Raw genomic sequence first — 13,214 nt, 5'->3', positions numbered from 1 at the left:
CGGGTCGGATCGGAACGCCTCGGAACGGGTCGGATCGGAAAGGGGGGCGAGAGTTACCCTAATCCGAACAGATCCTTCACCCCAGCGTACAAGCTGTCGTTTTCCATACCGTTTTGCACCTGCTGCTGAAGCCCCTGGATTCCGGCCGGGGTGAGCCCCATGAGCGGAAAGTAATGCTTCAGCTCCCCAAGGGATCTTGGATGGGTCAGGCGGAACAGATAATTCTCAGCCAGGAAATTCCCTGTGCTTACGATGATGATCAGCATCTTATGAGGGCTGGTGATATTTTCCCGGAGATGCTCCCGGGCAGCATGGGCGTAGAGATCCGGGAAATTCCAGTTTTTCAGAATTTCTGACCCCACCAGGCGATGATTTGTACCGAAACTCAGCTCCTCCAGCTCCACAAGCGATTCACCTTCCGAGATCCATCTCCTGTAGATCTCCTCATATTCCTCACGGTTGTGGTAGAAGAGGGCGGCCTGTCCGATATTGCTCAAAAGGGCTGCAAGAAATGCTTCCTCGGCAAGATCTACACGGTTCACCTTCCGGGCCACCTCCCGGGCTGCGAAGGCAGAGATAATGCCGTGTTTCCAATACTTCCGGAAGAATGTACTGACGGTGTTACGATGAAAAACCGATGAGGCGGTGACAAGTACCACCAGATTGCGGATGTTTTTGAAACCGAGCATGGAAATTGCCGTGTGCAGATCGGCGATCAGCCCTTCCCGGGCATACAGACTTGAGTTTGCCACTCTGAGAACTTTGCTGGTCAATCCTGAGTCCACCTTGATGATATCTTCCAGATCTCTGAAATCGATATCCGATTCATCATTTGCCAAGTTGATAACTCTCACAGCGGTATCCGGCATGATGGGCAGACTTTTCATGATCGCAGAATAGCTGCTCATAGGCCTTCGCTTTTCCCGGGGTTCAGCCGTTGTATCAGACCAAGTACCGAGTACAGCAGCTGTGCAGCCGTATAATTCCATGCATGACCCTGATCCATGGGAGCCAGCTCAACCATGTCCAGCCCCGCCACATGGCGCTGAGCGATGATCGAAGCAAGGAGATCGAGGGTCTGATACCAGCCCAGACCGCCGGGAACAGGAGTGCCGGTTGCCGGCATGATTGACGGATCCAAACCATCCAGATCTATGCTCAGATACAGCAGCTCGGGAAACTCCTCGGGCAAACGGATATTTCTGATATCCTGTTCGATGAGTTCCCGGGCGTCGTAATAGACGATATTCTCTGCAGAATCCCGGTAGTCCCTTTCCTCCCTGCAGAGAGCCCGTACTCCCAGCTGGAGAATCGGAAACCCCTGGTCTGCCAGCCTCCGCATCACCGATGCGTGGGACCAGACCCGCCCCTCATAGGCAAGGCGGAGGTCTGCATGAGCGTCGATTTGCACAATTCCGATGTTTCGGGGGGAATAGTGACGTTTCAGGGCCTGAAGAGGGGCATAGCTGATGCTGTGCTCTCCACCCAGGGTCACCGGGATTGCCGACGACTGCAGGATTTGTTCCACACGGTTGCCGGCATCTTCAAAGCAGTGCTGAACGTCCCCGTCACCGGGGTGCTCCTGTTCCGGCACCCTCACGCTTGGATGGGTGAATATCCCCGCCTCGCCGGGAAAACTGATTCCGTCGTAGAGTTCCAGCTGCTGGCTGGCCTCAATAATTGCCTCCGGCCCTCTTCGGGTGCCGCCGCCGTAAGATACCGAGGCTTCGAACGGGAAGGGCAGAATATGAAAGCGGCACTTCCGGGAATCGGGTCTGCCGGTTTCGCTCTCCAGGAATACTTCCCCGTCATACCCGGGAAAGCTTCCATCAGATGATTTGCCGGCTGTTTCCCTGCCGTCTTTTTGAATCTTCGGCTGCTTCCGATTCATATCTCCTCCTGTTCCCGGCTATGAGAGTCTGGAACGGAAATCACCATAACCGAATTCCCTGATCACTTCATATTCACCGCTGTCGCTGTCGTACGTACATATTGAGGGAAGGGGAATACCGTTGAATGTGGTGTTTTTTACCATGGTGTAGTGGGCCATATCATCGAATATCAGCCGCTGCCCCCGGGAAAGGGGACGGGGAAAACTGTAATCGCCGATCACATCCCCTGCAAGGCAGGTCTGCCCGCCCAGCCGGTAGAGGTGGGGCTGCATTCCCGGGAGTCCGGCGCCCAGAATGTCGGGGCGGTATGGCATCTCAAGCACATCCGGCATGTGGCAGGTGGCTGAGGTATCCAGAATCGCCAGGTTCATTGCGTTCACCGGGGTATCCAGTACGGTGGTTACCAGGACGCCGCTGTGAATGGCGATGGCCTCCCCGGGCTCAAGATACACTTCCAGATCGTAGGTCTCTTTCAGTTCACGAATGAGCCGGATCAGAAGGGGGCGGTTGTAGTCTTCTTTGCTGATGTGGTGTCCGCCTCCCAGGTTGATCCATTTGAGTGTTTTCAGAACATCCCCGTAATTGGCGGTAACCGCTTCCAGGGTGCGCTCAAGAGGCTCAGAGCCCTGTTCACAGAGGCTGTGGAAATGAAGCCCGCTGATCCCCTGAAGAAGATCTCGCCGGAACTCGGATTTCACCACACCCATGCGGCTGTAGGGGGCGCAGGGATCATACAGTTCCACGCTGCCTTCGCTGTGCTGGGGGTTGATCCTGATGCCGAATTCCAGTCCGGGTCGGTTTTCTGCAGCCTTCAGGCAGCTTTCCCGGTGATGCTCCCATTCGCTGAAGGAGTTGAATACGATATGATCTGCGGTTTCAAGGAGAACCCGCATCTCCTCGTCCTTGAACGCCGGAGCATACACATGCACCTCTCCGCCGAATTCCTCCCTGCCCAAACGGGCTTCGTGCACGGAACTCGCCGTGGTGCCCTTCAAAACCCGTGAAATTTCCGGTGCAAGGCTGAACATACTGAAACCCTTCAGGGCTAAAAGGATTTTTGCCCCGCTTTCGGTCATTACCGAGTCCAGTATTCCCAGGTTGTGGCGTATTGCCGCCCGGTCCACCACGTATGCCGGGGATGGCACCCGCTCCGGATCAAAGCCCCGGAAGGGTTCGTACCCGTTTCCCCGTATCATTCCCTCACCTTCCAGGGAAGTCCGTGAACCATCAGCTCATCCATGAAGGGATCGGGATCGAACTGTTCCATGTTCCATACGCCCGGCTTGTGCCAGTGCTTTTCCAGCATCATTTTTGCGCCGATCATCGCCGGTACGCCGGTGGTGTAGCTGATGGCCTGGCTGCGCACTTCCCGGTAGGCGTCCTGATGATCGCAGAGATTGTAAATATACACTTCCCGTTCCTTTCCGTCCTTCAGGCCTTTGAGCACCGTACCGATGCAGGTTTTTCCTTTGGTGTCCGGTCCCAGACTTGAAGGTTCCGGGAGAACTGCTTTCAGAAACTGAAGAGGCACAATCTTCTGGCCGTTGAAATCCACCTCATCAATTCTGGTCATCCCCACATTCTGGAGAACCTCAAGATGCTTCAGGTAGTTGTCGGAAAAGCTCATCCAGAACTGGGCCTTCTGCAGCTGGGGATAATGCCGGGTGAGGGATTCCAGTTCTTCATGATACATGCGGTAAATGGTATAGCGCCCCACATTTTCCGGGCAGGTGAACTCCCGGGACATGGTCATTGCGGGGGTTTCCACCACCGAACCGTTTTCGTAATGCCTGCAGGGGGCGGTCACTTCGCGGATATTGATTTCCGGATTGAAGTTTGTGGCGAAGGGCTTTCCGTGATCACCGCCGTTCACATCGATAATATCCAGCTGAGTGAGCTGATCAAAATAGTGTTTCGCACCGTATGCGGTGAACACATTGGTGACACCGGGATCGAAACCGCTGCCCAGCAGGGCCATAATTCCCTTTTGCTCAAAGCGCTCGGCATAGTTCCACTGCCAGCTGTATTCGAATTTTGCCGTATCTTTGGGTTCATAGTTTGCGGTGTCCATATAATCAACCCCGGTTTCCAGACAGGCATCCATAATGGGAAGATCCTGATAGGGGAGGGCGATATTCATCACCAGGTCCGGCTGAACCTCATTGATCAGCTTCACGGTTTGAGACACATCATCCGCATCCAGCGCCGCTGTCCGGATGGTTCTTCCGTGCATCTGTTCGATTTGCCGGGCGATGGCATCGCATTTGGACTTGGTTCGGCTAGCCAGGGTAATCTCTCCGAAAATATGGGAGTTCATTGCACATTTATGGGCCACTACCTGTCCCACGCCTCCTGCGCCGATTATCAGTACTCTCTTGCTCATGTTCGGTCTCCTCTACATTATCCTGATTTTATCGTTCGAAATAGGTGTACCCGCGCATACTGGATTCATAACTTTCCACAATGGTTTTCCGCCGCTGCACGCTGATTTTGCCCGACCGAACCGCCTGTTCGGCCTTTTTCCGGAACTGATTCTGTACATCCTTGGGGTCGTACTCCACGTAGCTGATCACTTCTGCCACGCTGTCCCCCTCAATTTCTCTGAGAATATCGAAACTGCCGTCTTCCTGTATTCTAATGGATACAATGTTGGTGTCTCCCAGAAGGTTATGAAGATCGCCCAGAGTCTCCTGATAGGCTCCCACCAGAAAGATTCCCAGATAATACTCTTCATGGGCTTTCAGTTCATGAAGGGAGATGGTGTGCTTCACATCGTGGAGGTCTGCAAATTTATCGATCTTCCCATCGGAATCGCAGGTTATATCCCCGATGATCGCCTGACGTTCGGGTTTCTCCCGGTGGCGGTGTATGGGGATAATGGGGAAAATCTGGTCGATGGCCCAGGCATCGGGGAGACTCTGAAACACGCTGAAATTGCAGTAGTAAATGTCGTAGAGAGCCTGATCCAAACCTTCCAGCTCCTTGGGCACCCGCTTCAGTCTGCCCAGATTGGCGGAGATCTCCTCGATCACCTGAAGAAAAATGTTTTCCCCCAGAGCACGGTGACGAAGGCTCACCTGCCCATGCTTGAACCGTTCCCGGATCTCACTGCGGTAATAGAGAGCGTCGTTGTAGCACTCCTGCATGTTTTTCAGATTCATATAGCCGAGAATTTCCCACAGATTTACCAGCATCTCATCCGCATCTTCCGGAAGGGTTTCAGGCAGGGGGCGGGATTCCAGGCGGGTGACATCCAGCACATTGAACAGCAATACCGAGGCATAGGCCACCGTAGCCCGGCCGGATTCGGTGACAATATTCGGATGGGCCACTTCATGTTCATCCAGTACGGTACGCAAACCTTCCACAATATCCGTACAGTACTCACCCAGGGTGTAGTTTTTGCTGTGAACGTAATTGGTCTGGCTGCCGTCATAGTCAACCGCCAGGCCGCCCCCCAGATCAAGGTAGCCCATTTGAGCTCCTTCCTGTACCAGCTCGGTGTAGAATCTGGCGGTTTCCTGAACCGCGTTCCGGATATCACGGATGTTGGGGATCTGGCTTCCCAGGTGATAGTGAAGAAGCTGGAGGGATGAAAGCATATCCTCGGCCTTTAGCTGATCGATAATATCGATAATCTCCGAGGTGGTCAGCCCGAAGAGACTGTTGTCTCCTCCGCTGTCCTGCCAGTGGCCTCCGGCCCGGCTGGAAAGTTTCAGGCGCACGCCGATACGGGGGGCTATGCCCAGGGCCTTGCTCCGTTCCATGAGAATGGGCAGTTCGCTGGGGGTCTCTATCACAAAAAAGCACTTATATCCCATCTCTGTGGCATACAGACCCATATCAAAAAACTCCGCATCCTTGTAGCCGTTGCAGATGATCAGGCTTTCTGTGGATGGAATCATGGCCAGAGCCACCATCAGCTCGGCCTTGCTTCCAGCCTCCAGGCCGTGGTGGTATTTTTCCCCGAAACGGGCTATTTCCTCGATCACCTGCTGCTGCTGGTTCACCTTAATGGGAAATACCCCCCGATAATTGCCCTGATATCCGCCGTCCTTAATTGCTTTTGCAAACTGGTTGTTCAGCAGGCTGATCTGGTTATCAAGGAGATTTTCCAGTCTCAGAAGTACCGGCATCTGGGTACCCCGCTGGGTTAAACCGGACACGATGTCCATGAGGCTTACCTCGACCTTTTTCCCGCTGACTGTGGTTTTGACTATTACTTCCCCGTCGGGGTTAATATCGAAATACCCGGCTCCCCATTCCTTAATGCCGTACAGGTTTGCCGAGTCATTGCTTGTCCATTTAGATAGTAGATCCTTTGCCATAGCTTGCCGCCTCAGATAAGTTCAGCTCAATCCCCTTGTCCCAACGTATACACAGAGAAGCCTGAAGTAAAACTGAAATATTCAGATGCTGTCAATCTCAGCCTGAAGAGTTTTTCTAATAAACTGATAGATTTTGCCCTTCACTTCCCGGTCGATCTCGCTGAACATAATAACCGAGATCACCTCCTGGCCTTCCTCGCTGCGCTTTCCCATTAGTTTGCCCGAGGCATGAATAATTGCCCCTCTGAGAGACAGCTGCATATCGTCAAACTCGGTGCCGGTTTCAGGGTTACCGTCCAGCACGCAAGCAAAGCCTGCAGAGCTGATGTCCATGATTTCACCTCTGAAATTGTCCTGATGACTTCTGATATTCAAGGTTGCCTTCCCGGGCTGACAGCTGACCCGCACAAACTTCCTGTCGCCCTTGGCTTCGTTTGCGGTGAGGGCTTTCAGGACAATCTTCGCACTTTCGGTGAGTCCCAGCTTGAGCTGGATGAAACCGCATTGAACACCTATATCAATAAGATATTTCTGAGCCAGTTCTTTATTGGGATTGTATACCATCACCCCGACACGGCTGTCATGTACCGAATTTCCCTGGACTATGTTGCGGATAAAAACTTCCCAGTCATCCTGGGACAGATGTTCCTCGATATTCACAAAGAGAATGGAGGAGGGGAATTTGCTCAGTAGCCGGAGGGCCCTTTGATGATCTTTGAGAACCGCCACCTCAAATTCGGACTGGATAAGCAGATCAATCATCTGTCCCTGCACCACCGAATGGGGATACAGGAAGAACACTTTTTTCGCCACATTTCGCATATATACTGAGTATGAAACAGATTGAATCATGTTGCCAGTGCGTATTTCCCGAAAAAGACTTTATTTATTCTCTCCGCTCCACTAAGGTATATAATGGGAGAAATCTGAAATGCAGCAAACTTCAATCTTATATGATCTGGTTCGTACCACAAACGTTCTCAGTGAGGACATGAGCCGGAAGTCTGTCAGCCGGGGGCTTGTTGAACAGGCTCTGGATGTCACCCGCTCGGACGCCGCCGCATTATATGTTCTGGATCCTGATAAAAAAAAGCAGGAAGAACTGCCTCTGCTGCATCGCCGCGGCCGGTATGATCTGCCGAAACAACTCCCGTTGTCCGGAGAAAGCGTGAATTTTCTGCTGGACAGCAGGGAAACCCTGGTGATTAACAATCCCGGGGGGCCGTTTTTCGGGGATATTTTTCTTCATCCTGAAATGAAATCGGCAATCGCTTCTCCCCTGGTGAGTAGAGACCAGGTTATGGGGCTTCTCTTCCTGAACTCACGGCAGCCTGATCATTACGGTGCTGCCAGATTATCATTTATCGACTCCTTCAATAAAATGGCCAGCGGCATGCTTCAGAATATCGATCTCTTCCAGGAGCTGAAGGATCGGCTGAAAGAGATAGAGGGCCTGCACCGCTATCAGACCAATGTGTTCACATCTATGACTAATCTGCTGGTAACCAGCGATTCCCAGGGAAAGCTGAAATATTTTAATCCTTCAGCGGGGAAGAGCTTCGGAATCCGGGATGAGGATGTGGGCAAACCCATGGAAGAACTCTTCCTCAAAGATCTGAGCCGCAAGGTACGTAACCAGGTGAAGAAGGTCAGCGAGAACGGTCGGCCCGTACTGGGTCTGGAAGGCGTGTATGAAGCGGACGGCCGGGAGATGGACTATTCCCTGAATATTGCACCCCTGAAGACCAGCCGGGGATCAATCGAGGGCCTCACCTATCTGTTCACCGATCAAACCCAGGAGCAGGAGCTGAAATCCCGGATGGAGAGTGCCGTCGAAGAGCGCCGGGTGGTGAAAGATATGTTCAGCCGGTATTTATCCACGGACATTGTTCATCAGCTGATGGAGCATCCGGATAACGTCCGCCTCGGCGGTGAAAAAAAAGACGCCACAATCTTTTTTGCGGATATTACCGGTTACACATCCTTCTCCGAGGGCAAAGATCCGGAATACGTTGTTGAAGTGCTCAATGACTTTTTCTCGGTAAGTCTGGAAGTGGTGATTAAGTACGGCGGATACATTGATAAGCTGATCGGAGACTGCATTATGGCAGCATTCGGCGTGCCAATGGGCAAAGGCGATCACGATGCCATAAATGCGGTGTCCTGTGCCGTGGAAATCCAGGATCTGATCCAGGATAAAAACCGGAAGTTTTTTACCGGCGAAGCAAGTCATCTCAGGGTGAGTATCGGTATGAACTCAGGTCCTGTGGTGGTTGGAAACCTGGGAAGCAGCAGACGCATGGATTATTCGGTGATCAGCGATACGGTAAATGTTGCGGCCCGGCTTGAGGGTGTTGCAACCGCCAATGATATTATCATCTCCTCACATACCCGGGACATTGTGGGGGACCGGTTTCATCTGAAGGAGCTGAAACCGGTGTCTGTGAAAGGAAAGAAAGAACCCATACCCATCTTTAATGTGCTGGGTATTAAGCGTTGATACAGAATATTGCGAAGCAGGAAATGTTGTTTGAGAACATATTAGGGGGAAGAGAATGTCCGTCCTTACAGATTTAATAGACCGGTTGCCGCTGTGGCTGTGGATAGCCATTGCGGCGGGTCTAGTGCTTGTCTTAACCGTTTTTTTTATACATCGGATAGTGAGAAGGCGGCGGTTTAAAGCGGAAGTCCAACGAGCGTTGAATAACCGGACCCCTTTTGTCCGCAAATTCAGTACACATTACCTTAAGGTGAAATCCAAGGTCCTGGTACAGATGGCCCGTGAAGAGAATAACCCCGCTGTTATCCGGTTTTCCGGTCTGGACCGGATATGGATGAAGGATTACCGCAGCCGTCGGAAAGAGAAGCAGCTGAAATACATACTCGAGTTTGTACCCGAGGAAAATCTGTTTTCTGTGCTGATAACAGCCGTGGAGAATCAGAAAAATCAGCATCAACAGCTGATCAAGGAACGGGTGGACGATGCGGGGATGCGGATGCTTGCCCTCTCCTGCAGCGGCGAGCCATTCCCTGCAGCAGAGGTGCTGGAACTTTTCAGGGATTCGGTTGATCAGATCCGGGAAATCGGCGGGGATCCGGAATGGAAAGCCCGGTTTTTTGCGGTAAGTCTGTTACTTCACGATGGATCCGATCGATCCACCAGGGTTCTTGAAGAGAGTCTCAGAGATTCCCACCCCCTCGTCAGAAAAACGGTCATCCAGGAGATCCAAAACGATCGGATAGAAGATCTGTACGGCAGGCTGGAATCATCCCTGGTCCATGATGCGGCCTTTGAAGTACGAGAGGCGGCCTGGTACAGGATCCAGAAGGATTTTCCCCGGCAGTACACGGTGGACCCCGGAAATCTGGGCACCGTTGAAGCGTTCCATGTTCTGGATTTTCTTGATCCCCGGCGGGAAGATCATGTCAATCTTGCAATCGAACTGCTGGACAGCAAGAACCTGGAGCTGCGCCACCCCGCAGCCGCCTTCCTGGATCGCATAGGATGGCTGAAGCAGACGCTGAATGAAGCTGATCCGACAGATAAAAAAGACCTGGAGCGCAGGGAACGGCTGCTGGGTAAAGCGGCGGAGGTTCAGGTCTGGGATTTTCTGTATCGGACGGGGACCAAACCCGCAAGTCTCTACCTTGCCCTGAAAATGCTTGAGCGCAGCGGAGACCGTCTGCTGATTCCACCTCTGGCGGAACGGGGATTCAATAATATTAACGGGGAAGATTCCCGGGTATGGGAACAGGGCATCAAGGTCCTGAATCTGCGCCCCAGCGACAGCGGAACGGCTCTTCTGGTGAAAGAACTGGACCGGCACCGCTACGATTCGGGAAAGGCGGCCTATATTCTGACTCATCTGAACATAAGGGATGATAAGAGGGTGGTGGAAATCCTGCTTAATCTCCTGCTGGATACGTCATTTACCGAGCATGAAGCCCTGCGGAAAGCTTTTTCCCAACTGAAGACCGGTACGGTTCTTCCCCGGCTCAAGGAGATACTCAGATCCGAAAGGGGAGAGTACTCCCATTCCATCAGAATTACCGCATTGAAGATCATTGCAGATTACGGACATCCATATCTGGTTCAGATGATCCTTGAACAGCTCCCCACTATTCCTCCGGAACAGGCTGGTGAATTCACCAGAGTACTCCATCATTATGCCGGCAAGGAATTTTCTTCCAGAGTGGATGAACTGCTTGCCCAGCCAGATGGGAAAATCCGTGCAGCGGTAATTGCCAGCATCCCTGTTGAGGAAAAGAAACGAATTTCCAAAGAAATCCGGGCAGCATTGAAGGATGCCGAGCCTGATGTGAGGATTTCCGCCCTTCGGGCTCTGGTAGACCTGGGAGACACCCGCACCATCAATCTCACAACCGATCTCCTTCGGGATCCCGTTGAACGGGTCCGGGCAGCTGCGGGGGATGCCATGGGGGTTCACGGCAGTGATTCAACCATTGATGAACTGAAAGGGGTAATAGATGACCCTCATGAAGTAAGCACGGTGAAAGAAGCCGGAATACGGGGGCTGGGTGCTTCAGAATCCAAAACCGCACTGAGCACTCTGGTACATCTTCTCAGTGAATTTCAGGCGGATGATGAATTGTATGAGCCGGTTATCCAGGCAATATCCAGACGAAGCGATTCCCGGCGCATTGAGTCTCTTCTTGAGCATATGAAAGACGCGGAACCGGAACTCCGGGATCGTCTGGTAAACTGTTTCGCCAGGATGGGAAACGATGCCGAGGATGCCGTCAGAGATCTTCTGGAACAGGACCTGGCAAGCCTGAAACCCCAGCTTGTGGAAATTCTGGAACAGACCGGGTACGTGGAAAAACACATAAGGCTGCTGGGTGACCGGGATCCCCAGGTGCGCAGGGATGCGGCGAAGTTTCTTGCCAAAGTGGGAAGCGTATCCAGTTACCGGGGAATTGTGCTGGCTGCACGGGATCCTGATGAAGATGTCCGGGTAATGGTTACCAAGGCCCTGGAATACCTGGCGGGTAAGGAAGGGCATGAAATCCTGTCTCAGCTCAGGGAGGATCCGCAGAAGAGAGTGCGCAAGTACACCGAATGGGCGCTGCAGCGGCTCCACGCCAAGGATGTTGATGATGAATCAGGATCGTGAATCGATCCTGCTGCATCATAAATCATAAATATCCGCTATACTGTATTAGTATATGAGCGAAGACAATCAGATCGCTTCACATTCTCAAAGAAGACGCCCCCACGGACTTCAGGATATTATCAGGAACCGCCGCCGCCTGAAGCACCGCCCGGGGGATAATTCACTTCTCAATTATATCCTGTTCGACTACTGGAAAATACGGAAATTCGCCGCAAGCACCGGATTGATCGTTTCTCTTCCCCTCTTCAGGCTGCGCATAGCTGCAAAGCCTGCTCAGAACATGGAACAGAGCATCATCCAGCAGCTCACCATCCCCCTGACAGCCCGCCTGGGGGTCATCCTGGATTCTGCGTGGAAATACGTGAATAAATATGATTACAATCTGATTGTTCTGCTGCAAAACCTCTGCCGTGAAACCGAGAAAATCCGCTTCCTGAATATGAACACCGCAAGCCGCCACAGCCTGGAGGGGCTGAAGCATCTGGAGCCTCACCTCCTGGTATATTACCATTCGCCCCAGCTGGTGCGGAAAACCCTGGATGTTCTCTCCTATCTGCATGATCGGATGGAAGAGGTTAAGTTCTCCCAGAGGGAAACACGGGCGTTGGTGGAACAGCTCATCATGTTCAATCGAATCCATCCGTCGCTTTCACAACTGGTCCTGGCTGCAAATATGGTTTCCAGCAGAAGATATTTAAGCATGAAGGACCTGATCAATCCCCTGGATGAACCCCTGGTGAGTGAATGGGAGTTTGACGTGGATGAAGTCAGAAGTGCAGCCATCAAATCCTATATTGACGGGCTGGATAAAAGCCTTGCCTCCGTGTATGCCGGCTATCGCAGCATGTACCGGATGCGATACTTTCTTCCCCGCCTGGATCCCCAGACACCCGATCTGTCCCAATTGCAGCGCTTCATAACCGGCATTATAGGTCCTGAGCGAAAGGGGCGTTACAGCGATACCTACTCAAATATTCCCTCATACGTATTGGATTTTTCGAATCTCTTTCAGCAGAATTTTGAAGCTCTGCTCTGCCGTGATGTGATCACCTCTGAATCCCGGAAGCGCCGGATCTTCAGCGAACTGGTGTTTTCCGATTTTTTCAGCCGACTGCGATACAACATCGATCAGCTTGAACGCATTCGGACACAGGTACCGTTTTTTCAGATACTCCGGTATATGGAACTCACAAACAGCAGACGGCGCATCAGTTCCTATGTTGAACCGGCGGGCAGCAATGAAACTCAGCTTCTGAACCTGATCGCAGAAAATCTGAATATCTTCAGCGGGATGAAAGACCGGCTCTTTTCCATCATCCATGTATTTGCGGATCTTCGCGGTCCGGTACAGAATCAGGCAGAGGACGGAAATCCGGACTCTCCCGGGGCGGTTACCGGCGGGGAAAATACCGGAGCGGGGCCAAATGCTTCTGATATTGACGGAAACGGACTGGCAGAAAGTCTGGAAGATTCTGCGGAGGATGTGAGAGGTCAGGCCACCGGAAACCGTGAAGCCCTTAGGCATCGACAGGAATTAATCCGGGATGATAATTGGACCGGTGGAAAAACCGTACAGGAAGCCCTGCGCTCTGCACTGGTTCTCATAAACCTCTATCTGTATGAAATGCAGGAAGGTTCGGTGCTCGCAGAACTGGAAGAGGAAAGCAACCTTCGAAAAAAAATTCAGGATCTTCTGACTATGAGTTACCGCATCAGTACTCCCGAGCAAATTACCCGTCTGAAACAAAAATATCCCCTTGATGATGGGGCCGAACAGAACGGTTGAGCAGCCTCAGGGCAAACATTGAATACGGGTGAATACACCAAGTGCGGGTGAATCATGGAATACAGGGGAACAT

Annotated in this window: 9 protein-coding genes; 3 read left to right on the top strand and 6 right to left on the bottom strand. The window is 52.3% G+C overall.

Translation table 11 applies throughout. From position 1 onward, the window contains the following. Positions 1-53 precede the first annotated feature (53 nt). The 6 genes from L21SP2_RS11210 to L21SP2_RS11185 all read right to left on the bottom strand — a co-directional run bounded on the left by L21SP2_RS11210 (position 54) and on the right by L21SP2_RS11185 (position 7,033). Positions 54-908 (bottom strand): HDOD domain-containing protein, encoded by an 855-nt coding sequence (locus tag L21SP2_RS11210; RefSeq protein WP_024268629.1) that lies wholly within the window; start codon positions 906-908, stop codon positions 54-56. After that, entirely contained in the window at positions 905-1,891 is a 987-nt protein-coding gene (gene speB / locus L21SP2_RS11205; protein ID WP_024268628.1) for an agmatinase, read from the bottom strand. The genes L21SP2_RS11210 and speB overlap by 4 nt, the downstream gene beginning before the upstream one ends. 18 nt (positions 1,892-1,909) lie before the next feature. Then, a complete protein-coding gene (gene nspC, locus L21SP2_RS11200; protein ID WP_024268627.1) occupies positions 1,910-3,088 on the bottom strand; it encodes a carboxynorspermidine decarboxylase in 1,179 nt (392 codons plus the stop codon). Continuing rightward, complete coding sequence (locus L21SP2_RS11195; protein WP_024268626.1) at positions 3,085-4,275, bottom strand: saccharopine dehydrogenase family protein; 1,191 nt, start codon at positions 4,273-4,275, stop codon at positions 3,085-3,087. The genes nspC and L21SP2_RS11195 overlap by 4 nt, the downstream gene beginning before the upstream one ends. Positions 4,276-4,303: 28 nt before the next feature. Then, a complete protein-coding gene (speA, locus tag L21SP2_RS11190) occupies positions 4,304-6,220 on the bottom strand; it encodes a biosynthetic arginine decarboxylase (RefSeq protein WP_024268625.1) in 1,917 nt (638 codons plus the stop codon). 81 nt (positions 6,221-6,301) lie between these two features. Further along, positions 6,302-7,033, bottom strand: a complete 732-nt coding sequence (locus tag L21SP2_RS11185) for a PilZ domain-containing protein (RefSeq protein ID WP_144082997.1) — start codon at positions 7,031-7,033, stop codon at positions 6,302-6,304. A 118-nt stretch (positions 7,034-7,151) separates the two neighbouring features. On the opposite strand from L21SP2_RS11185, the gene L21SP2_RS11180 reads away from it, so the two are divergent. From L21SP2_RS11180 to L21SP2_RS11170, 3 genes are all read left to right on the top strand, one after another. Beyond that, positions 7,152-8,720 (top strand): adenylate/guanylate cyclase domain-containing protein, encoded by a 1,569-nt coding sequence (locus tag L21SP2_RS11180; RefSeq protein ID WP_024268623.1) that lies wholly within the window; start codon positions 7,152-7,154, stop codon positions 8,718-8,720. 250 nt (positions 8,721-8,970) lie between these two features. After that, complete coding sequence (locus L21SP2_RS11175; protein WP_169730472.1) at positions 8,971-11,355, top strand: HEAT repeat domain-containing protein; 2,385 nt, start codon at positions 8,971-8,973, stop codon at positions 11,353-11,355. A 52-nt stretch (positions 11,356-11,407) separates the two neighbouring features. Continuing rightward, on the top strand, positions 11,408-13,141 hold the full coding sequence (locus tag L21SP2_RS11170) for a hypothetical protein (protein ID WP_024268621.1): 1,734 nt from the start codon (positions 11,408-11,410) through the stop codon (positions 13,139-13,141). Positions 13,142-13,214 lie beyond the last annotated feature (73 nt).

The sequence above is a fragment of the Salinispira pacifica genome, from assembly GCF_000507245.1.
Lineage (GTDB): Bacteria > Spirochaetota > Spirochaetia > DSM-27196 > Salinispiraceae > Salinispira > Salinispira pacifica.
This window is presented reverse-complemented; position numbering and strand designations above follow the sequence as displayed.

Excerpts from the sequence above, each read along its gene's own strand:
- nspC (WP_024268627.1), bottom strand. The coding sequence starts at position 3,088 with ATGATACGGGGAAACGGGTACGAACCCTTCCGGGGCTTTGATCCGGAG.
- L21SP2_RS11210 (WP_024268629.1), bottom strand. The coding sequence starts at position 908 with ATGAGCAGCTATTCTGCGATCATGAAAAGTCTGCCCATCATGCCGGAT.
- L21SP2_RS11195 (WP_024268626.1), bottom strand. The coding sequence starts at position 4,275 with ATGAGCAAGAGAGTACTGATAATCGGCGCAGGAGGCGTGGGACAGGTA.
- L21SP2_RS11180 (WP_024268623.1), top strand. The coding sequence starts at position 7,152 with ATGCAGCAAACTTCAATCTTATATGATCTGGTTCGTACCACAAACGTT.
- speB (WP_024268628.1), bottom strand. The coding sequence starts at position 1,891 with ATGAATCGGAAGCAGCCGAAGATTCAAAAAGACGGCAGGGAAACAGCC.
- L21SP2_RS11170 (WP_024268621.1), top strand. The coding sequence starts at position 11,408 with ATGAGCGAAGACAATCAGATCGCTTCACATTCTCAAAGAAGACGCCCC.
- speA (WP_024268625.1), bottom strand. The coding sequence starts at position 6,220 with ATGGCAAAGGATCTACTATCTAAATGGACAAGCAATGACTCGGCAAAC.